The 21659-nt window shown below is 69.3% G+C and carries 16 protein-coding genes; 5 read left to right on the top strand and 11 right to left on the bottom strand.

What is annotated here, in order from left to right; genetic code table 11:
- The 4 genes from OIK44_RS25285 to OIK44_RS25270 all read right to left on the bottom strand — a co-directional run.
- Window positions 1-2374: response regulator (locus OIK44_RS25285; RefSeq protein ID WP_273674982.1), on the bottom strand; the 2374-nt coding region annotated here is incomplete at its 3' end.
- Window positions 2375-2399: 25 nt separating this feature from the next.
- Window positions 2400-5468, bottom strand: a complete 3069-nt coding sequence (locus OIK44_RS25280; protein ID WP_273674980.1) for a response regulator — start codon at window positions 5466-5468, stop codon at window positions 2400-2402.
- A gap of 135 nt (window positions 5469-5603) precedes the next feature.
- A complete protein-coding gene (locus tag OIK44_RS25275) occupies window positions 5604-7280 on the bottom strand; it encodes a SulP family inorganic anion transporter (RefSeq protein WP_273674979.1) in 1677 nt (558 codons plus the stop codon).
- Window positions 7281-7387: 107 nt separating this feature from the next.
- Window positions 7388-8869, bottom strand: coding sequence for a GGDEF domain-containing response regulator (locus tag OIK44_RS25270; protein ID WP_273674977.1), 1482 nt, complete (start codon window positions 8867-8869; stop codon window positions 7388-7390).
- 219 nt (window positions 8870-9088) lie between these two features.
- On the opposite strand from OIK44_RS25270, the gene ku reads away from it, so the two are divergent.
- Window positions 9089-9973: a non-homologous end joining protein Ku gene (gene ku, locus OIK44_RS25265; protein WP_273674975.1), complete on the top strand. Its 885-nt coding sequence runs from the start codon at window positions 9089-9091 to the stop codon at window positions 9971-9973.
- Between the two features lie 155 nt (window positions 9974-10128).
- Here the strand turns inward: ku and OIK44_RS25260 are convergent, their stop codons facing one another.
- The 4 genes from OIK44_RS25260 to OIK44_RS25245 all read right to left on the bottom strand — a co-directional run bounded on the left by OIK44_RS25260 (window position 10129) and on the right by OIK44_RS25245 (window position 14430).
- Window positions 10129-11040, bottom strand: coding sequence for an NAD(P)/FAD-dependent oxidoreductase (locus tag OIK44_RS25260; RefSeq protein ID WP_273674973.1), 912 nt, complete (start codon window positions 11038-11040; stop codon window positions 10129-10131).
- Between the two features lie 120 nt (window positions 11041-11160).
- The gene (gene ligD / locus OIK44_RS25255) at window positions 11161-13602 is read right to left on the bottom strand and encodes a DNA ligase D (protein WP_273674984.1); all 2442 of its coding nucleotides are present in this window, start codon (window positions 13600-13602) and stop codon (window positions 11161-11163) included.
- A 64-nt stretch (window positions 13603-13666) separates the two neighbouring features.
- Window positions 13667-14200 (bottom strand): Clp protease N-terminal domain-containing protein, encoded by a 534-nt coding sequence (locus OIK44_RS25250; protein WP_273674971.1) that lies wholly within the window; start codon window positions 14198-14200, stop codon window positions 13667-13669.
- A 17-nt stretch (window positions 14201-14217) separates the two neighbouring features.
- Window positions 14218-14430 carry a helix-turn-helix domain-containing protein gene (locus OIK44_RS25245; RefSeq protein WP_273674969.1) on the bottom strand — a complete coding sequence of 71 codons (213 nt, stop codon included), beginning with the start codon at window positions 14428-14430 and terminating at the stop codon, window positions 14218-14220.
- A 176-nt stretch (window positions 14431-14606) separates the two neighbouring features.
- On the opposite strand from OIK44_RS25245, the gene OIK44_RS25240 reads away from it, so the two are divergent.
- The 3 genes from OIK44_RS25240 (at window position 14607) to OIK44_RS25230 (ending at window position 15853) form a co-directional block, all read left to right on the top strand.
- Window positions 14607-14957 carry a hypothetical protein gene (locus OIK44_RS25240; RefSeq protein WP_273674968.1) on the top strand — a complete coding sequence of 117 codons (351 nt, stop codon included), beginning with the start codon at window positions 14607-14609 and terminating at the stop codon, window positions 14955-14957.
- Between the two features lie 151 nt (window positions 14958-15108).
- Entirely contained in the window at window positions 15109-15435 is a 327-nt protein-coding gene (locus OIK44_RS25235; protein ID WP_273674967.1) for a hypothetical protein, read from the top strand.
- A 61-nt stretch (window positions 15436-15496) separates the two neighbouring features.
- Window positions 15497-15853: a hypothetical protein gene (locus OIK44_RS25230; RefSeq protein WP_273674965.1), complete on the top strand. Its 357-nt coding sequence runs from the start codon at window positions 15497-15499 to the stop codon at window positions 15851-15853.
- Between the two features lie 94 nt (window positions 15854-15947).
- On the opposite strand, the gene gcvA is transcribed toward OIK44_RS25230, so the two are convergent.
- The gene (gcvA, locus tag OIK44_RS25225) at window positions 15948-16847 is read right to left on the bottom strand and encodes a transcriptional regulator GcvA (protein ID WP_273674963.1); all 900 of its coding nucleotides are present in this window, start codon (window positions 16845-16847) and stop codon (window positions 15948-15950) included.
- A gap of 138 nt (window positions 16848-16985) precedes the next feature.
- On the opposite strand from gcvA, the gene OIK44_RS25220 reads away from it, so the two are divergent.
- The gene (locus OIK44_RS25220) at window positions 16986-18410 is read left to right on the top strand and encodes a pyridoxal phosphate-dependent decarboxylase family protein (RefSeq protein ID WP_273674961.1); all 1425 of its coding nucleotides are present in this window, start codon (window positions 16986-16988) and stop codon (window positions 18408-18410) included.
- Between the two features lie 72 nt (window positions 18411-18482).
- Here OIK44_RS25220 and OIK44_RS25215 read toward each other — a convergent pair whose 3' ends face one another.
- Both OIK44_RS25215 and OIK44_RS25210 read right to left on the bottom strand, forming a co-directional pair.
- Window positions 18483-19952, bottom strand: a complete 1470-nt coding sequence (locus OIK44_RS25215) for an efflux transporter outer membrane subunit (protein WP_273674958.1) — start codon at window positions 19950-19952, stop codon at window positions 18483-18485.
- On the bottom strand, window positions 19952-21659 hold a 1708-nt coding region (locus OIK44_RS25210; protein WP_273674956.1), incomplete at its 5' end, for an efflux RND transporter permease subunit. The genes OIK44_RS25210 and OIK44_RS25215, both read right to left, overlap by 1 nt.

Genomic DNA, 21659 nt, shown 5'->3' with positions numbered 1-21659 from the left:
CGGCCGGCGCCAGCGCCGCCAGGTCGGCGCCGCGCAGCGGCGCGCGCGGCGCCGGCGCGGCGGCCGCCGCGCGGCGCAGGAAGCGCAGCTGCAGCTGGCGCTCCAGCGCCTGGTACAACTGGGCGCGCTCGACCGGCTTGCGGAGGAATTCGTCGGCGCCGGCCGCCAGCGCCGCCTGCTTCTCCTCCTCGAAGGCGGAGGCCGTCAGCATGACGATGCGCGGCTGCGCCAGCGCCGCGTGGGCGCGCACGCGGCGCGTCACCTCCAGGCCGTCCAGGCCCGGCATGCGCCAGTCCATGAACACCAGCTCGGGGCGCCAGGCGGCGATGGCCGCCAGCGCGGCGGCGCCGTCGGCGGCGTGCTCGACGGCGAAGCCGAGCGGCGCCAGCAGCTTGTCCAGCAGTTCGCGGCCGTCGGCGTTGTCGTCGACGACGAGGATGCGCTTGCCGCGCTGCGGCGGCGCCAGTCCGGCCACTTCGCTGGCCGGCGCCGGCGCCGCCGCGCTGGCCGCCTGCACCGGGATGGCGAAGCGGAACACGGCGCCCTGCCCCGGCGCCGATTCGAGCGACAGTTCGCCGCCCATCAGGCGCACGAATTCGCGCGAAATCGTCAGGCCCAGGCCGGTGCCCTCCTTGGCGCCGTCGGCCTGGATGAAGGGCTCGAAGATGCGCTGCTGGTCGGCGGCGGCGATGCCGACGCCCTCGTCGCTGACGGCAAATTGCAGTTCCCATTGTTCGCCGCCGAGGGCGGCGCCGCGCGCCTGCAGCGTGACGGCGCCGCGCAGGCCGAACTTGACGGCGTTCGACATCAGGTTCAGCAGCACCTGGCGCAGCTTGGTCGCGTCCAGCCGCGCCGCCGCCGGCAGCCCGGCCGCGTCCAGGCGCAGCGCGATGCCGGCCTGCACGGCGCGCACGCTGACCATGTCCATCACTTCCTGCAGCAGGCCGTCGAGGCCGGCCACCTCGGTCTGCGCCGACAGCCGGCCCGCCTCGATCTTCGACAGTTCGAGGATGTCGTTGATCAAGGTCAGCAGGTGGTTGCCGGAGCGGTGGATGATGGCCAGGTTGCGCTTCTCGTCGTCGAGCATGTGGGTGGAGTCGGCCATCAGGCGCGAGAAGCCGATGACGGAGTTGAGCGGCGTGCGCAGTTCGTGGCTCATGTTCGCCAGGAACACGCTCTTGGCCCGGTTCGCCGCCTGCGCCTGCTCGACGGCCACCGACAGCGCGCGCGTGCGCTCGTCGACCAGTTCCTCCAGATGGTGGCGGTGGCGCAGCAGCTCCTGCTCGGCCTCCTTGTGCTCGGTGATGTCGTAGTTGGTGCCTATCATGCGCACCGGCTGGCCGTCGGCGTCGCGGAAGATGACGGCGTCGGCCTTGATGTGGCGCACCGAGCCGTCCGGCCAGACGATGCGGAACTCGACGTCGAACTCGTCCTCGCCGCGCAGCGCCGCGCCGAGCGCGCGCATGGTCGGCACGCGGTCGGCCTGCAGCAGCGCGCCCGACCAGACCTCCAGCATGTCGGGGGCGGCGTCGGCGTCGGCCCGGTACAGGCGCAGCATCTGCTCGTCGCCGTTGAGCTCGTTGCTGCGCACATTCCAGTCCCAGATGCCGATGCTGGCGGCGATCGTCGCCATCTGCAGGCGCTCCTCGCTGCGGTGCATGGCCTGGTAGCGGCTGTCGAGCAGCGCGATCATCGCCCGTATCGTCCGGTTCAGCGCCTTCAGCTCGCCGAAGAACCAGACCCGCTGCGGCACGGCGGCGTCGGCGTCGCGGCCGGCCATGACGGCGGCGGCGTACTGGCCGACGGCCGTCAGCGGTTTCAGCATCAGGAACCACAGCAGCAGGCACACGCCCAGCACCAGCGTCAGGTCGAGCACGAAGATCATGCCGACGATGGCCAGCAGGCGCTGGCGCAGCTCGGCGCGCAGCTGCGCCGGCGAGGCGTAGACGCTGACGCTGCCGACCTGCTGGCCGGCGACGACGATGGCGCGGCGCTCCAGCAGCAGCTCGGGGTCGGCCGGCAGCGCGGCGCCGCTGTCGAAGCTGCCGGCGCCGTTGCGGCTGAGGATGTAGCGGCGCTTGCCGGAGGCCGGCGCGACGACGCTGGCGTACAGCTCGTGGTTGTTCAGGCTGCTCTTCATGATGGCCAGGATCTGGCTTTCGTCGAAGTTCCACACCGGCAGCTCGACGGCGACGGCCAGCTCGTCGGCGCTGACGGCCAGGGCCTTGTGCAATTGCGCCCAGCGCTGGTCGCGCTCGGACTGGTAAAAGAAGGCCGCGAAGGCCACCAGCACCAGCGTCACGAGGGCCGTCAGCGCGGCGCTGACGATGACGGCGATGGAGACGCCGCGGCCGGGCCGGCGCCGCGCTAGCATGGGCAGGCCCGCGCCATCGGCGGCCTCACTGCGCCGCCGCCTGCGGCGCGCCGGCTTCCTGCAGCAACTGCCACAGGTCCAGGTACTGGTGCTGTTCGAGCATCGCGGTAATCGGCGCGGCCAGCGCCGGCGCGGCCGCGGCCACCTCGGCCAGCGCGGCGTGGGCGCGCGCCAGGTCCAGCTCGCGCACGGCCTGCATCAGCGCGCGCCGCAGCGCCGGCGCCAGCGCCGCCAGGTCGGCCGGCAGCGGCGGCGCCAGGTCGGCCAGGTCGGCCGGCGGCGCGGCGGCCGGCGCGGCGCGCAGCAGGCGCAAATCCAGCTGCCGCTCGATCAGGGCGAACAATTTGTCCTGCTCGATCGGCTTGCGCAGGAAGGCGTCGGCGCCGGCCGCCAGCGCCTCCTGCTGCTCCTCCTCGAAGGCCGAGGCGGTCATGATGACGATGCGCGGCTGCGCGCCGCCCCGGTCGCGCAGGCGCCGCGTCAGCGCGATGCCGTCCAGGCCAGGCATGCGCCGGTCGCACAGCAGCAGCGCATACGGCGCCGCCGCCAGCCGCGCCAGGGCCGCTTCGCCGTCGGCCGCCTCGGCGACGGCGAAGCCGAGCGGCTCCAGCAGCGCGCGCAGCAGCGCGCGGCAGTCGGCGTCGTCGTCGACCAGCAGCACGGCGGCGCCGCGGCGGGCCGGCTCCAGGCCGCAGACGCGGCCGGCGTCGGCCGGCGCCGCGGCCGGCGCCAGCACCCGCTCGGCCGTCACGCTGAAGCGGAAGTCGGCGCCGGCGCCGACGTCGGACTGCACGCCCAGCTCGCCGCCCATCAGGCGCACGAACTGGCGCGAAATCGTCAGGCCCAGGCCGGTGCCGCCGCGCCCGTGCGCGGCCTCGCTCTGCACGAAGGGTTCGAAAATGCGCGCCTGGTCGGCGGCGCCGATGCCGACGCCCGTGTCGCGCACGGAGAAGGCCAGCTCGACGGCGTCGCCGGCCAGCGCGCGCGCCTGCAGCGCCAGCGTGACGCTGCCGCCGGCGGCGAACTTGACGCCGTTCGAGAGCAGGTTCAGCAGCACCTGGCGCAGCTTGCCGCCGTCCAGGCGCACCAGCGCCGGCAACGGGCCGCAGTCGAGGCGCAGCGCGACGCCGGCGTCGGCGGCGCGCACGCGCACCAGGTCGAGCACCTCGCGCAGCAGCGGCTGCAGCTCCACCGTCACGGCCTGCAACTGCATGCGCCCCGCCTCGATCTTCGACAGTTCGAGGATGTCGTTGATCAGGGTCAGCAGGTGCAGGCCGGCGCGGTTGATGATGGCCAGGTTGTGGCGCGCGTCGGCGCCCAGCTCGGCGGAGTCGCTCATCAGCCGGGAAAAGCCGATCACCGAGTTCAGCGGCGTGCGCAGCTCGTGGCTCATGTTCGCCAGGAAGGCGCTTTTCGCCCGGCTGGCCGCCTCGGCCTCGGTCAGCGCCACCGACAGCGCGGCGGTGCGCTGCTGCACCAATTCCTCCAGGTGGTCGCGGTGCAGCAGCAATTCCTGCTCGGCGCGCTTGCGCTCGGTGCTGTCGATGAAGCCGCCGCGCAGCAGGCGCCGGCCCGGCGCCGGCAGGCGCACCAGCCAGACGTCGCAGGGGAAGACGCTGCCGTCGCTGCGGCGCATGTAGCGCTCGGTGGCCACCTGCTCGCCGGCCATGACGCGGCCGATGTGCTCGGCGATGCTGTCGGCCAGCGGCCGGCCGTCCGGCTGGGTTTCCGTGTACAGGTCGCCGGGGCCGCTGGCCAGCAGGGCCGCGCGGCTCCAGCCCAGCAGGCGCTCGGCGTTGCTGTTGCCGTCGACGAAGCGGCCCAGGTCGAGGTCGAGGACCAGGATGGCCTCGGGGGCGTACTCGACCAGGTTGCGGCAGCGCTCCTCGCTGTCGCGGCTGGCCGCCTGGGCGGCCCGCAGGCGCCGGCGCTGCAGCAACAGCAGGCTCAGCAACGCCGTCAGCGCGGCGATCACGGCCAGCGCCGCCAGCACGGCGCCGCGGTGCTGCTGCCACAGCGACGGCGGCCGGTTGATGAACTCGGCCGACGGCGGCAGGCCGTCCAGGTCGGCGCCCCAGCGCTCCAGCTGGCGCCAGTCGTACAGCGGCACGTGGGCGGCCGGCGCCAGCTCGGCGCTGCCGGCCGGGCGCGCGCCGCCGCCCAGCAGCGCCAGCGAGGTGCGCGCCAGGCGCCGCGCCTCCTGCTCGACGTGCAGCACGGAGCCGCCGATGGCGCCGTCGCCCAGGGCCGTGTTGTAGAGCACGAACACGGGGGCGTTGGCCAGCCGCGCCAGCTCGCCGGCGAACTGCGGCGGCGTCGCCAGCGCGCCGTCCTTGTCGCGGTTGATCGTGCTGCCGATCAGGATGCTGCCGGCCGGCAGGCTGGCGGCGCGCTGCTTCATCTGCGCCAGGCTCATGCCGTCGAGGTATTCGATGTCGAGGCGGCCGCGCCACGGCAGCGCGGCCTGCTGCATGGCCCGCTTCATGGCCTGGTCGGCGGGGCCGGCGCCGAGCGCGACGACGACGCGCCGCGTGGCGGGAAACAGCGCCACGGCCTGCGCCAGCGTGCCGGCGAAATCGACGTCGGCGCCCTGGCGCCAGATGTGCAGGCCGGGGCCGGCCGGCAGCGGCGCGGCGGCGGCCGAGACGGCCAGCACGGGCGCCTGGCGCGCCAGCGGCTCCAGCTCGCCGAGCAGGTAGTCGAGGGCCGCCGTCTGCATCGTGACGATCAAGTCGGGGCGCTGCTCGGTGTATCTTAAAAGCAACAATTCGCGCATGCGCGCGCGCAGGGCCGGGCCGTCGTCGCGGTTCAGGTTCAGGTATTCGACGAGGATGTGCTCGCTGCTGACGCCGGCCAGATTGAGTTCGCCGACATAGGTGCGCGTGAAGGCGTCGGCGCTGGCGCGGCCGTAACCGTAGCCGTTCAGGAACAGGATGCGCTTGGGCGCGAGGTCGGCCCCGCCCCCGGTCCCGGCCCCGGTTCCGGCCGTGGCCGCGCCGGCGGCGCCGGCCAGCGCGGCGGCCAGCGCCAGCGCGGCCGCGCCGGCGGCCCGGGCCGCAAGGAAGCCGCCTGTTGCGATCTTGTTAATACTCATCTCCGCCTTCACATCGAATCGGCCCTGGTCAAGCACGGTGAGCGGGATCGCCGTCACCGTACCCGGAGCATGATAGCGCCATGCCGGGGCTCCGTCCATGCCTACAGGCATCATTTTCCGGCGCCGGCATGGCCGCTATGGCAGCGCGCCGCCCTGCGCGCGCCCATGAAGGGGCGGCGCCCGCCGCGCCAGATCGTCGCAGGCCAGCGCCGTGCTCAGGTAAACGGGACCGCTGAGCTCCTGCAGCAAGGTGCTGTGCTTGAGGCGATCCATCACCGGCCCCTTGACCTCGGCCAGGTGCAGCGCGACGCCGCGCGCGGCCAGGCCGCGGTTCCACTCCTGCAGGCCGGACAGGGCCGTCGTGTCGATCTGGTTCACGGCCGACAGCACCAGCACCAGCGCGCGCGTGTCGGGACGGGCGCGCACCTCCTCGTCGATGCGCGCGCCGACGGCGTCGACGTTGCCGAAGAACAGGCCGGCGTCGACGCGCAGCACCAGGATGGCCGGCAGCGTCTCCCCGGCGTAGCGCTCGATGTTGCGGAAGTGTTCGCTGCCGGCGATGCGCCCCAGCACGGCGATGTGCGGCCGGCTGGCGCGCCAGATCAAGGCGCCCATCGACAGCAGCACGCCGATGACGACGCCGGCCTCGACGCCCAGCAACAGCACGCCGGCCGTGGTCGCCAGCAGCGCCAGCGCGTCGCTGCGGTCGTAGCGCCAGGCCTGGCGCAGCGTGGCCATGTCGAGCATGCCGGCGACGGCGAAGACGATGGTGGCGGCCAGCACCGGCAGCGGCAGCAGCGCCAGCCAGCCGGTCGGCGCCACCAGCGCCAGCGCCAGCAGGGCCGCCGTGACGACGCTGGCCAGCGGCGTGTTGGCGCCGGCCGAGAAGTTCACGGCCGAGCGCGACATGCTGCCCGTGACGGGAAAGCCGCCCGAGACGGCGCTGGCCAGGTTCGCCGCGCCCAGCCCCAGCAGCTCGCGGTTGGTCAGCAGCTTCTCGCCGCGCTTGTGCGCCAGCGTCTGCGCCGCCGACATGCTCATCAAGAAAACGATGAAGGCGATCAACAGGGCCGGCGACAACAGCGCGCGCCAGTGGCCGGCCGAGGCGACCAGCCCCAGCGACGGCAGGCCGGACGGCACGTGGCCGGTGGTGTGCACGCCGGCGCCGGCCAGGTCCAGCGCCGCCACCAGCGCCGTCGCGCCCAGCACCAGCAGCATCGGTGCCATGCGCGCGCCCGTTTCGGCGGCCGCCGCGCCGCAGCCGCAGCGGCGCAGCAGCGCGCCGCCGTAGCGTTTTGCCAGCCACAGCAGCAGCAAGCTGCCCAGCCCCAGCAGCGCGCTGGGGGCGTGCCACTGCGGCGGCCGCGCGCCCAGCAGCGCCGGCACCTGGCCGACGACGATGACGATGGCGGCGCCGTTGCTGAAGCCGGAAATGACGGGGCGCGACAGGAAGCCGGCCAGGAAGCCCAGGCGCAGCACGCCGCACAGCAGCAGCAGCGCGCCGCTGATCAGCGCCAGTTGCGCCGCCAGCGTCACATACAGGGCCGAGCCGGGGTCGGCCAGCGGCGCCAGCGCGGCGGCCGTCATCAGCGACACGATGGCCATCGGCCCGACCGACTGCGTCATGCTGCTGCCGAACAGCGCATACAGCACCGGCGGCAGGATGCTGGCGTAGATCCCGGCCACCGGCGGCAAGCCCGCCACCAGCGCGTAGGCCATGCCCTGCGGGATCATCATCATCGCCACGACGACGCCGGCCGTGAGGTCGCCGGCCAGCAGCGGACGCCGGTATAGTCTGAGCCAAAGCGGCATGGTCGCGTTCCAGTTTTTTGAAAGGCGCAAGCCTACCACGAAGCGCCCGGCCGGGAACAGGCCAGCCTTGCCGGGAAAGCGATCCCGGACAGGATGGTTCGTCCCCGCTACACCAGCGCCAGCGCCTGCTCGATGCAGTTGCCGCCGCCGCGCTGGGCCAGGCACAGGGCCGCGCCTAGCCGGCGCAGCAGCCCTTCCGCGCTTTCCTCGCCGCCCAGCTCGGCCACGCCGACGCTGATGCTGACCCGCTCGCAGCCGGCGAAATCGGCGGCCATGACGGCCGCGCGCACTTTTTCGCCGATGCGCACGGCGTCGATGGCCGTCGTGTGCGGCGCGATGATGAGGAAGCTGTCCTCGCCCATGCGCACCAACTCGTCGGAGCCGCGCAGCGTCGCCTGGGCCGCCGCCGCCAGCGTTTTCAGCGCCAGCGCCGCGCCGGCGCCGTGCCGCTCGCCCAGTTCGGCGAAACGGTCGACGCCGACGCTGAGCAGCGCCAGCGGCACGCCGTAGCGGCGCGCCCGGCCGATCTCGCGCCCCAGCCAGTACTCGCCCTGGCGGCGGTTGGCCGTCCCCGTCAGCGCGTCGGTGGTGTTGGCGTTGTCGAGCTGGCCGCGCAATTCGTCGTTGCGCCGCTTCAGCTCGCCCATCGCCAGGCCGAAGCCGATCAATTGCGCCAGGCTGGCGAAGCAGTTGAACTGCTCGCGGGAAAACGGCATGCGCCGGTCGAACATCAGGCCCAGCGCGCCCTGGATGGCGCCGGCCTCGCCGCCGCCCAGCGGCACGCCCAGTACCATCTGCACGTCGCGGTCGTACAGGCTGACGGCCAGCTCCGGGTGGCCCGACTTTTCCGGCGCGTCCAGCAACACCAGCGCGCCGCCGGCGGCCGCCAGCAGCGGCGGAAAGACGTCGCGCAGCGGCGACTGGAACAGCCGGTCGTCGCGCTGCAGCAGGCGGCGCAGGTCGAGGTGGTTGCGCGACTCCTGGGCCAGTAGTTGCAAGTCGCCGCGCGCCTTGATCTGGAACAGCGCGCTGTGGCGCACGCCGGGAAACGCGCACAGCGCCAGGCAGACCTGCTCGGCCACCCGGTCCGGGTCGTCGGCGTCGGCCAGCACGCGCTGCAGGCCGCGCTGGATCGCCAGCAACTCGCGCAACTCCTTTTCCTTCGCCTGCAGCTGGAACTGCAGCAATTCCGGCCCCGGCGCGTGGTCGATCTGGTGCAGCGCCTGGCGCACGCACTGCTGCAGCTCGCTGGCGCAGGCCGGCGTGATCAGGTATTGCAGCGGCCCGTAGGCCATCAGCTCGGGGATCCAGGCGCTGCCCGTGAACGGGCACAGCAACAAGGTCGGCGCGCCGGCGCGGCTACGCAACAGCTCGCCCACGCCGGCCAGGTCGACCTCGCGCTCAAGCTGCCAGACGTCGAGCACCAGCAGGTCGATGCGGCGGCGCACCAGCTCGGGCGCCGCCTCGCCGGTGTCGGCGCACAGGTAGAGGCGCTCGAACAGCTCGCCGCACTCGCGCTGGAACTCGGCGCGCCGCTCGCCGTCCGGATGCACGAACATCGCCACATTCTTCGGCCGCAACTCTGCCATTACGCCTCCCGCTTGCCGTTAAATTTACACGCCCTCCTGTAGTGTGCCATAAAGTACAAATAAAACAATGTCTTAGAGCGCCAATATTTCGCGCTTTGTGAGCAAGCGCACCGTCGGAACGGCGCGCCGCGCCGATACTGTCGTCTTCACGCCAAGGAGAACGCGATGAAGCCATCGGAACACCCGTCCGGCGCCGCCGGCAGCGCCGGGGACTAAGCCGTGCCGCGCGCGCTGTGGACGGGGGCGATCAGTTTCGGCCTCGTGCATATCCCCGTCGAGCTGTACCCGGCCGTGCACGAAAACGAACTCGACCTGACCATGCTGGACCGGCGCGACTTCGCCCCCGTCGGCTTCAAGCGCTACAACAAGCGAACCGGCGCGGAGGTGGGCTGGGACGACATCGTCAAAGGCTATGAGTACGCCGACGATGAATTCGTCGTGCTGTCCGACGAGGACTTGAAGCGCGCCAACGTGCGCGCCACGCAGAGCATCGACATCCTCGCCTTCGTCCACGCCGCCGACGTGCCGCTGATCCATTACGCGCAGCCCTACTACCTGGCGCCGGCGCGCGGCGGCGACAAGGTCTACGCGCTGCTGCGCGAAACCCTGCGCCGCGCCGACAAGATCGGCATCGCCCACGTCGTCATACGCGCCCGCCAGCACCTGTGCGCGCTGGTCTGCGTCGACGCGGCGATCGTGCTCAACACGCTGCGCTACCCCGCCGAACTGCGCGCCGCCGACGAGCTGAGGCTGCCGGCCGCCGCGCCGAAGGAGGCCGGCATCACCGACAAGGAACTGCGGATGGCGCTGTCGCTGGTCGAGGACATGAGCGAAGCCTGGCAGCCGCAGCAATACCGCGACAGCTACCGCGACGACATCCTGGCGCTGGTGGACAAGAAGATCAAGGCGAAGCAAACCAAGACCATCACCGCCGCCGCGCCGGAACAGCGCCGGGCGGCGACGGGCAACGTCGTCGACCTGGTGGCGCTGCTGCGGCAAAGCCTGGGCAAACAGCCGGCCGCGGCGGCAAAGGACGCGGCGCCGGCGCGCGCCGGCAAGGCGCCGGCGCGGCGCAAAGCCGGGGCAATCCCGGGGCGTCCCTAGTGCCCTGAATCACAAGTTCGTTGAATCATAAATGTGATGAAATCGGCCTGAGACAAGGAGCGAAGCACAGCAAGGCCGGGGCCTTGCGCGCATTTGCGACGCGGTATCAGGGCGATTCTCCACATATTTATTCAAGGAATCTGCGATGCAGGACACTAGATCGCCCCGATCTCTTCGGCGATCAGCGAATGGTGCACGCCGATGCCCGCCGCCACGCCGTCGGCGCAGGCGAAGGATATATTCTGCGGGAAGCGCGCGGCGTCGCCGGCCGCGTACACATGCGGCACGCTGCTCAGCTTCCACGCATCCGTGCGCACCACCAGCCCGCCCGGCGTGTCCTCGAATTCGCAACCGAGCTGGCCGGCGAGCGAACTGCTCTGCTCCGCGCGCACCGACACGAACAGCGCCCGCACCGGCACCGCCCGGCCATCCGCCAGCCGCACCGCGCTGAGCGCCGTACCCTCGCCCTCGACGGCCCGCACGGCGACCGTCTCGACCCGCACCTTGCGCCGCGCCAGCGTGATGCAGGACGTCTCGTCGAGCACCGCGTGGCCGTTGGTGAAAAACGTCACGTCCCCCCAGTCGGCGATCAGCGACGCCTGCTGCATCGACATCGGCGTGTTCGCCAGCACGCCGATCTGCCCGCCGCCGACCTCATAGCCGTGGCAGTACGGGCAATGCAGCACCGTCTTGCCCCAGCGCTCGGCCAGTCCGGGTATCTCCGGCAGCGGGTCGCTGACGCCGGTGGCCAGGATGACGCGACGGCCGTCGGCGCGCCTGGCGCCGTCCAGGTGCGCGCTGAAGGCGCCGTCGCCCTGCTGCAGCGACAGCACCTCGCCCGACCACAGCGTAAAGTCCGGATACTCGGCCAGCTGGGCGCGCGCGGTGGCCAGCAGCTCCCGCCCGGAGCGCCCGTCGTGCGCCAGCACGCCGTGCGAGTGCGCGGCGAAGCGGTTGCGCGAGCGGCCGGCGTCGATGACCAGCACGCGGCGCCGGGCGCGCACCAGCGGCGTCGCGGCGGACAGGCCGGCAAAGCCGCCGCCGATGATGATTGCGTCATAAATCATGCGATTTCCTCGTCATGTATTGTGCCGACGGGCGCGCCTTGCGCCATCTGCGGCAAGCTCGACAAATGTAATCGGAAGCCGCGCGCCTAGCAACACGACCGCCACAAGGTATGATATTTCTCAATAAGCGGTCGCAGAAGGATCGAAGCCGAGCTTGCGCATCGCCGCCCGGATGCCGCGCGCGCTTTTCGCGTAGGCGGCCCAGGCCTGGTTGCCGCGATCCAGGCGCGTGTGCACATTCGCCACCGTCCACTGGTCGCCGCCTCGGAGCGAAGCCAGCTCGTCCCAGCCGACCGGCACCGAAATGCCCATGCCCGGACGGGTGCGCGCCGACCAGGCGCAGACGGTGGTCGAACCGCGCCCGTTGCGCAGGTAGTCGATGAAGATCCTGCCGACGCGGTTGGCCGGGCCGCTCTTGAGCACAAAACGCTCCGGTATCGTCCGCGCCATATGCGCCACGATCGTCTGGGAAAACGCCTTCACCGTGTCCCAGCCGTAGAACGGCCTGATCGGCACCACCACGTGCAAGCCCTTGCCGCCGCTGGTCTTCAAAAACGCCGGCAGGCCCAGCGTGTCGAGAAAGGCGCGCATCAGCAGCGCGCCGTCCTGGACGGCCTGCCACGGCACGCTCTTGCCGGGATCGAGATCGAAGACGATGCGGTTCGGCGTGTCGTAGCGCGCCGCCAGCGCGTTCTGGGTATGGAATTCGATGACGTTCCATTGCGCCGCGCCAAGCAGGCCGGCCAGCGTCGCCACCTCCAGCAGGGGCGCGTGTCCCGGATCGAGGGCCGGGTCGAGCTGCCGCACGCCCGGCAGCTTGCTGCTGTCGACATGCTTCTGGAAGAACAGCTCGCCGCCGACGCCGGACGGCGCCCGCACCAGCGACACCGGCCGGCCCTTCAAATGCACCAGCATCAGCGGGCCGACCAGCGCGTAATAGCGCACCAGGGCCATCTTCGTGGTGCCGCTCTCGGCGTCGATGAGCCGCCCGGCGTTGCTGACCTTGAACCCGGGCGGCAGCCTGCCGGCGGGCGCGGGCTGGCCGGCGCTACGGGTATCGGCGCGCCAGCCGTGAAACACCGCATGGCGGACGGCCCCGCCGTGCGTCCATTCGGCAAAACTGACTTCGGCCAGCAACTGCGGCCTGACCCAGTGCGCGGTGCGGGCGATGCCGGCGCACGAGGCGAACGGGCACTGCTCCGTCTCCAGGCCGGCCAGGCGCCCCTTCAACTCGCGCAGCGAGCTCTGGTCGAAGCCGCTGCCGACATTGCCGGCGTAGCGCAAGCGGCCCTGGGCGTCGCGCGTGCCCAGCAACAGCGCGCCGATGCCGCTGCGGCTGCCCCGCGGGTCGGTGTAGCCGCCGATAAGGAATTCCTGGCGCTGCCCGCACTTGAGCTTGATCCAGTCGCGCGAACGCCGCTCCACATACGCCGCGTCGCGGCGCTTGCCGATGACGCCCTCCAGCCCCATTTTGCAGACGGCGGCAAGAATCTCGTGCGGCGGCCCGTCGAGCTGCACGCTGAAGCGCACCGTCTCCGAGGGCGGCGCCTGCGCCAGCGCCGCCCGCAACAGGGCGCGGCGCGTCTCCAGCGGCAGCGGGCGCAAGTCGCGGCCGTCGAAAAAGGGGATATCGAACAGAAAGTACTGGATCCCGGCAGTCGCTTCGCTGTCGAAAGCCTGTTGCAGCAGGCCGAAATCGGCGCGGCCCTGCGCGTCGTTGACGACGATCTCGCCGTCGTACCAGCCCGACGGCAATTGCAGGCGCGCCAGTTCGGCGCGCAAGGGCCGCAATTTATGCGTACAGTCGTTGCCGTTGCGGGTGAATAATTGGATTGTCCCGCCGTCGATACGGCTCAGGATACGGTAGCCGTCGAACTTCACCTCGAACAACCAGTCCTGTGCCGAGGTCGGCGCGGCGTCGACCAGCGTCGCCAGTTGCGGCGACAGCGCGGCCGGCAAGGCGGCTTCGCGGGCCGCATCGGCGAGGCGAACGCCGCCAGGCACGGCGCCTGGCGGCGCCGGCAAATCCCTGACGCTGCCGGGCATCTCGTCGACCACGCTGAACTGCGCCGCCGGGCGGGCGAACGCATCCTTTTCCTTGATCAACAGCCAGGGCTCCTTCTTGTCGCCCCTGTCCTTCATCCGCACCAGCGTCCACTTGCCGCGCATCTTGTGGCCGTGCAGTGCGAACTTCAGCTTGCCGTCCGCATAGCCCTTGTGCGGGTCTTCCAGCGGTTGCCAGCTGCCCTTGTCCCAGATAATCACCTTGCCGGCGCCATATTGATGGGGCGGTATCGTCCCCTCGAAACCGGCATACGCAATCGGATGGTCTTCGACATGCACGGCCATGCGCTTGTCGGCAGTGTCGTAACTCGGGCCTTTCGGCACCGCCCAGCTCTTCAGCGCGCCGTCCAGCTCAAGGCGGAAATCGTAGTGCAGGCGGCGCGCCCAGTGCTTCTGTATGACAAACGACAGGGCCGCGCCCCCCTCCCCGCCCCCGGCCGGCTCGGGCGTGGCGTCGAAATTGCGTTTTTCCTGATAGGCTTTCAGCGCGTCCTGCATGGCGTACCTGCGCATGGCGATGATGGCAGTCTACGGCACGGCGCGGCGGCGCACGGTACGCCAACTAACCGAATGATGCGGGCGCACCGCCGGCTGCCGCAATTTCCGCCCTGGCCGCTTCGGCGAGCGCCGCCGGCGACACTCCCATCGCTTGCAGGGCGCGCGCGGCGACGCCGAATTGCGCCTGGGCAGCGGCCAGAATCACGTGCACCCCTAATAAAGGCAGGCTGCCCGCGCTCTTCCGCTGTTCGGCCAATTCCCGCATCAACGCCTGGGCCGAAGGCTGGCTGGCATACGCTCCCTTGGCACCGGGAATCGCCGCGCCGTTGCCGAATGCTTCGGCTTCCATCGCGATACCGACATTGCGCAGGGCGCTTGCGTATTGCTCGGCGATCGCGGCGCGATAACCGTCCGGGTTGGCCCGCAGGCGCGCAAATACCTGCCGCGCCGTGCCATCCGGCAGGTCCAGCGCCGCCAGCACAAAATGCTCCGCGCCCGGCTCTGCCTGGCCGGCCGAATTCGCATGCCTTTCAGCGCTCTCGCATAAAGCCTTGATGGTGCCCATGTCACGAAAACGCTTCTTGATTGCATCAAACATACCAGCTCCTGATGAGATTATTTTTCGGAAAGAGTGCCCGCGAGCCGCTTATGCGCCGCCTGCTTGGAGATGCCAAGTGCCTGGGCGATGTGCGACCACGACCAGCCTTGTTCCAGCGCCGCGCGCACCGCATCGCGCTCCAGCTTGTCAGCCATCAAGCGCAAGGCGACGACGGCCGCCAGCGCCTCGGCAGGCTGGTCGGAGGAAGGCAGTGTTTTTAGATTCGTCATGCGTCAACTGTAGTTGACGGCATTCGCATTGTCAACACATGTTGACGAAAGAAATATCTCCTAGCCGATTGTAAGCGGATGTAATAGACGTCAACGCAGATGTAATGGCCCGCGTTTTTTGCTCATGAGACGGGAATTGACCCGCTTGTTTAAAACCACCACCTGAGGCCAACACCATGAAAAAAGTTATCGCTACCCTGATCGCCGCAATGTTCGCCACCGCAGCGTTTGCACAGACTCCAGCCCCCGCCGCTGCAGCTCCGGCACCTGCCACTCCGGTGCTCAAAGCAGAAGCCAAACAAAGCAAGGAAGTCGCTAAAGCTGGCGCCAAAGAAAGCAAAGAAGTGGCCAAGGCCGACGCCAAGGAAACGGCCAAGGTAGCCGACGCAAAAGCGGAAGTCGCCGGCGCCAAGGCGGACGCAAAAGTCAGCAAAGCCAAGGCCCACAAAAAGGCCGCAAAAGCGAAAGCAAAAGCCCACACCGAAGCGGCGAAAGTCGAAGCAAAAGAAGCGGCACCAGCGAAGTAATATCTGACTTCAGCAAGCGATAACAAGGCCGGCGCAGACGATTGTAAGAAGATGTAATCGCCGTCAACGCCCACCGCCGGCCACACGTTTTTAGCTCAGCAGCACCGAATTGAAACACCCATAAAACTGACACCACTCAAGGACTGACACCATGAAAAAAGTAATCGCTACCCTGATCGCCTCCCTGTTCGCCACCGCAGCATTTGCCACGACGCCAGCGCCTGCTGTTGCCGCTGCCACCCCTGCCGCTCCAGCCGCTAAAGCTGAAGTGAAAGAAGCTGCAAAAACCGACGCAAGCAAGGCCGCCGTCAAGGTCGATACGAAAGAAACGCCAGTGGCGGCCGGCACCAAAACGGAAGCCAAGCCTGAAGCCAAAGTCAGCAAAACCAAAGCACACAAAAAAGCACCGAAAGCGAAAGCGAAAGACGTCGCCGAAGTAGCTAAAGCCGACACCAAAGAAGCTGCGCCAGCGAAGTAAGCCGCGCCGCGCCATCGAACTAAAACAACGACCTCGTTAATACCACTCAAGGACTGACACCATGAAAAAAGTAATCGCTACCCTGATCGCCTCCCTGTTCGCCACCGCAGCATTTGCCACGACGCCAGCGCCTGTCGCCGCCCCGGCCGCCCCGGCCACCCCTGTGGTCAAGGCCGAAGCAAAAGAAACCAAGGAAGTCGCTAAAGCAAACACCCAGGAAACCAAGGCAGTGGCCAAGGCCGACGCCAAAGAAAAGGTTGCCGTAGCCGGCGCGAAAGAAGAAGTCGCCGGCGCCAAGGCGGACGCAAAAGTCAGCAAAGCCAAGGCCCACAAAAAGGCCGCGAAAGCCAAAGCAAAAGCCAAAGCCCACACCGACGAAGTGAAGGCGGAAACGGCACCGGCAGCACCAGCGAAGTAATTTTCGCTGCTTGGAATGGAAAAAAGACAGGTTCGCCTGTCTTTTTTCATTGATGCCGCCCCAAAAACCGCCAAGCGGCTTGCGGTGCCGCAATCTAAGGCCGAACGATGTCGGCGGCCGCCTCCCCTGTCATCCAGTCGCGGAACTGCGCCGCTTCGGCACGCAGCGGCGCACGCTCCGGATACACCAGATAATATCCAAGCCGCCCCTTCATTGACTCCGGGAAGACCTGCACCAGCCGATTCCCGGCCAGATCGGCGCGCACCAGTTCCAAGGGCAGCAGCGCCAGGCCCATGCCCGCGCGCACCGCCTCCACCGCCCCATTCGATTCCGTGAACAGCGGCCCCCGCTCGGCCAGCGCGGCGGCGAAACCGGCCTCCTCCAGCCACAGGCGCCAGTCGCCCCGGTGCTCGTCATGCAGCAAGACAAATTGGCCCAGCTCGGCATCGCTGCGCGGCGGCCGGCGCCCTTGCATCAAGGCCGCGGCCGCGACCACCAGCAACTCATCGTCAAAGATTTTGTGGGCGCATAGATCCGGATATTCCCCCTGTCCGTGCCGGACGGCGAAATCCACGCGGTCGCGGGCGAAGTCGGACAACTGGTTCGACGCCTTGATGCGCACATCCACATGCGGCGCCATCGCCTCGAAGCGCGCCAGTCGCGGCACCAGCCATTGCACCGCGAACCCCGGCGTGCAACTGACCGTCAGCGGCAGGCCGGCGGGAGCATGGCGCAGTTGCACGGTGGCCTGTTCGATGTCGCGCAAGGCCCGCCGCACCGCTTCGAAATAGCGCTCGCCCGCCGGCCTCAGGGCGAGGCGCCGTCCGCCGCGTTCAAACAGGTCCGTGCCCACGCTGTCCTCCAGTCGTTTCACCTGCAGGCTGACGGCGCCCTTGGTGACGTGCAGCTCATCGGCCGCGGCAGACAGGTTCAGGTGGCGCGCCGCCGCCTCGAAGGCGCGCAGGCTGTGCAGGGGCGGAAGTTGCAATTTCATGTTGAGTTTTTCTATACCTTCTTACGCTAAAAAATCGATGGCTCAGGCGCCGGATGGCCGCTAAGCTTGCTCTTGAATCTTGCCCATGCCATGCAAGTTTCGCCACCCCGAAGCACACTCATCGTATAGGAAAAAGATATGGAAGAAAATATACAACAGGACAATTTACTGCGCCGCACCATGACGCATGCCCAGCACTATCTGCATGGCCTGGCCGATTCCAGGGTCGCCGCGACGGCCACGCTGGAGCAACTGCGCGCCCGGCTGCAAACGCCCTTGCCGCAATGGGAAACCGACCCTGCCACCGTCATCGACGAGCTGGTGCGCGACACCGCCGACGGCCTCGTCGGCAGCGCCGGCGGGCGCTTTTTTGCCTGGGTCATCGGCGGCACGCTGCCGGCCGCGCTGGCCGCCGACTGGCTCACGTCGACCTGGGACCAGAACGCCGCCATCTATGCCTGCAGCCCGGCCCAAGCCGTCATCGAGGAAGTGTGCGGCGCCTGGCTGAAAGAATTGCTGGGCCTGCCATCGGCGGCCAGCTTCGCCTTGACCACCGGCTCGCAAATGGCCCATACCATCGCGCTGTCGGCGGCCCGCCACGCCCTGCTGGCGCGGCGCGGATGGGACGTCGAAGCGCGCGGCCTGCATGGCGCGCCGCGCATCCGCATCCTGACCAGCGACCAGCACCACGGCTCCATCGACCGTAGCGCGCGCTTACTGGGTTTTGGCAAGCAAGCCATTACCTTGCTGCCATCCGACAGCGCCGGCAAGCTCGCCCCGGCGGTGCTGCAGGCGGCGCTGGAGCAGGAAGCGGACACGGCCACCATCGTGGCGCTGCAGGCGGGCGACCTGAACACCGGCGCCTTCGACGACTTCGCGGCGCTGATCCCGCTGGCACGGGCGCACGGTGCCTGGGTGCATGTCGACGGCGCGTTCGGCCTGTGGGTGGCGGCCAGCGACACGCTGCGGCACCTGAGCGCCGGACTGGAACAGGCCGACTCCTGGGTCGCCGACGGCCACAAGTGGCTGAACGTGCCCTACGACTGCGGCTACGCCTTCATCACCGACCGCGCCGCCCATTTCGGCGCCAACTCCCACAGTGAAAGCTACCTGATCGCCGTCGAAGGCGCCCGCGACCAAATCGACTGGAACCCGGAATGGTCGCGGCGCGGGCGCGGCGTCGCCACTTACGCGGCGCTGCGTCAACTGGGAAAGCACGGCGTCGCCGACCTGGTCGAACGGAGTTGCCGGCACGCCCGCGCACTCGTCGACGGCATCGGCGCGCTCGACGGCGCGCAAGTGGTGTGGCAGTCGCAGATCAACCAGGGCCTGGTGCGCTTCCTCGACGACCGTGCCGGCGCCAACGAAGCCGACCACGACCGCTACACGGATGCCGTCATCAAGGCCGTCACCGAGCGCGGCGAAGCCTTCTTTGGCGGCACCACCTGGCGCGGCCGGCGCTGTATGCGCATTTCGGTGTGCAACTGGCGCACGACACCGGCCGACGTCGAGCGCACGATTGCCGCCGTGGCGCGGGTGCTGCGGCAACTGGCCGCGCAATAGAAACAAAAAAAACGGCGGAGCGCTTGCGCGCGTCCGCCGTGAAAGAACTACCCTGTTCCCTGCTTTACTTACTTACTTGCTGGCGCTTGCCGCACCGTCCCAGCCCCCGCCCAGCGAGCGGATCAGCGCCACCGTCGTCACGGCCCGCTCGCCGCGCAGTTGCACGGCGCTGCGTTCGACGCTGGCCAGGTTGCGCTGGGCGTCGAGCAGGTCGAGGTAGCCGGAGCGCCCCGCCGCGTAGAGTTTCTGCGCCAGCTCGGCCGAGCGCCGCGCCGACACGACGGCGGCGTCGATCTGCGCGCCCTGCCCGGCGAGGATGCGCAGGCCGGCCAGGTTGTCCTCGACCTCGGCGAAGGCCGCCAGCACGCTTTGGCGGTAGACCCCGACCGACTCGTCCAGCGCCGCTTCGCTGCGGGCGATGGCCGCCTTGTTGCGGCCGCCGTCGATGACGGGCATCGACAGCAGCGCGCCCAGCAGCCAGGAGCGGCTGCTCCACTTGAAGACGTCGGCGAAGCTGTCGGACTGGCCGCCGCCGGAGGCGTTCAGCGCCAGCGCCGGGAACATCGCCGCCCGCGCCACGCCGGTGCGGGCGTTGGCCGCCATCATCGTGCGCTGCGCCGAGGCGATGTCGGGACGGCGCTCCAGCAGCGCCGACGGCAGGCCGGCCGGCACCACCGGCATCAAGGCGCTGTCGAGCAGCGGGCTGACGCCGGCCGTGAAGTTGGCCGCCGGCTTGCCCAGCAGGACGGCCAGCGCGTGCTCGTTGCCGACGCGCTGGCGCTGCAGGCCGATCGCTTCGGCGCGCGCCGTCGCCAGCTCCGTCCTGGCGCGGGCCAGGTCGAATTCGCCGATGTCGCCCAGGTCGTAGCGGCGCTGGTTGACGTGCACGCTTTCCTCGCGCAGGCGCACGGTGTGTTCCAGCGTCGCCAGTTCCGCGTCCGTCGCGCGCAGACGGAAGTAGGTTTGCGCCACGTCCGCCTGCAGCGCCAGCAGCACCGAGCGGAACGTCGCCTCGACGGCGGCGGCGTCGGCGCGGGCGGCGCTGACGTTCGACGCCACGCGGCCGAACAGGTCGACTTCGTAGCTGGCCGTCAGGTTCGCCTGGTAGCTCGTCGCCGCCGCGACCTTCGCGCCTTCCGGCAGGCCCAACGACTGCGCCGAGGCGCGGCTGCGCCGGGCGCCGACGTTGACGCCCACCTGCGGCATGCGCTCGGCCTCGGCGATGCCGGCGATGGCGCGCGCCTGGCGCACCCGCGCCGCCGCCACGGCCAGGTTGGCGTTGGCCTTGCCGGCTTCGGCCACCAGTTCGTTCAGGGCCGGGTCGTTAAACGCCAGCCACCATTCGCCGCGCGCCTGCTGCTCGGCGGGCTGGCCCTGCTTCCAGCGGCTGCCGTCGGCGGCCGTTTGCACGGGCTGCTGCGCTTCCTTGAACGCGACCGGCAGTTCCATCTGCGGCTGCTTGAATTCCGGCGCCGCGCAGGCAACCAGCAGCAGCGCCGCCAGCAGGGGAGCGACACGTTTGGCGAGGTGTTGCGTACTCATTAAACAGTCCCTTCGATTGTAGGCGCGGCCACGGCCGGCGCGGATTTTTTCCCCATGCGCAGGGCCAGCGTGCGCAGCAGGACGTAGAACACCGGCGTCAGGAACAGGCCGAAGAAGGTCACGCCCAGCATGCCGGCGAACACGGCCACGCCCATCGCGTGGCGCATTTCGGCGCCGGCGCCGTGCGAGAACACCAGCGGCACCACGCCCATGATGAAGGCGATCGAGGTCATCAGGATCGGACGCAGACGCAGGCGGCACGCTTCCAGCGCCGCTTCGACGACGCTGCGGCCGTGGTCTTCCAGCTCGCGGGCGAATTCGACGATCAAAATCGCGTTCTTCGACGCCAGCCCGACCAGCACGAACAGCGCGATCTGGGTGAAGACATTGTTGTCGCCGTGGGTCAGCTTGACGCCGATCAGGGCGCACAGGATCGACATCGGCACGATCAGGATCACGGCCAGCGGCAGCGTCCAGCTTTCGTACTGGGCGGCCAGCACCAGGAACACCAGCAGCACGCACAGCGGGAACACGTAAATCATCGTGTTACCGGACAGGATGTCCTGGTAGGTCAGCTCGGTCCACTCGAAGGCGATCCCCTTCGGCAGCACTTCGCGGGCGATCTTTTCCAGTTCGGCCTGCGCCTCGCCGGACGACACGCCGGGGGCCGGGCCGCCGTTCAGGTCGGCCGCGACATAGGCGTTGTAGCGCTGCACGCGGTCCGGGCCGTAGCTGTCGGTCACCCGCATCAGCGACGACAGCGGGATCATGTCGCCCTTCTCGTTGCGCACCTTCAGTTGCGCGATGGCTTCGGCGTGCGAGCGGAACGGCGCGTCGGCCTGGACGCGCACCTGGTAGGTGCGGCCGAACTGGTTGAAGTCGTTCACGTACATCGAACCGAGGTTGATCTGCAGCGTCTGGTAAATGGTCGCCAGCGGCACGCCCAGTTGCTTGGCCTTGGCGCGGTCGACGTCGGCGAACAGCTGCGGCACGTTGATCTGGAAGCTGGAGAACACCCCGGCCAGCTTGGGATTTTGCCACGCCTTCATCTGCATCGCCTGCACGGCCTTGTACAACTCGTCGTAGCCGAGGTTGTTGCGGTCCTCGATCATCATTTTGAAGCCGCCGATGGTGCCCAGGCCGTTTACCGGCGGCGGCGGGAACACCATGATGAAGGCATCCTGCACCACGCCCATCTGTTTGTTGATTTCGGCGGCAATCGCCTCGCCGGACTGCTCCTTCGAGGTGCGCTCGTGGAACGGTTTCAGCGTCGCGAAGACGATGCCGGCGTTCGGCGCGTTGGTGAAGCCGTTGATCGACAGGCCGGGGAAGGCCACCGACGATTCGACGCCGGGCACTTTCATGGCGATGTCGGACATGCGGCGGATCACGGCGTCGGTGCGTTCCAGCGAGGCGGCGTCGGGCAGTTGCGCGAAGCCGACCAGGTACTGCTTGTCCTGGGCCGGCACGAAACCGTTCGGCACGACCTTGAACATGAGGACGGCGGCGACCGCCAGCACGGCGTAGACGGCGACGGAAGCGCCCTTGCGGCGCAGCACGCCCTTGACGCCGCCTTCATACTTGTCCGAGGCGCGGCCGAAGAAGCGGTTGAACCAGGCGAAGAAGCGGCCGAACAGCTTGTCCATCAGGCGGGTCAGCGCGTCCTTCGGCGCGTCGTGCGGTTTCAGCAGGGCGGCGGCCAGGGCC

Origin of the sequence: Janthinobacterium fluminis (assembly GCF_028595325.1) — a bacterium.
Taxonomy (GTDB): domain Bacteria; phylum Pseudomonadota; class Gammaproteobacteria; order Burkholderiales; family Burkholderiaceae_D; genus Janthinobacterium; species Janthinobacterium fluminis.
Note: the sequence above shows the minus strand (reverse complement) of the source record. Positions and strands in the feature narration are given on the sequence as shown.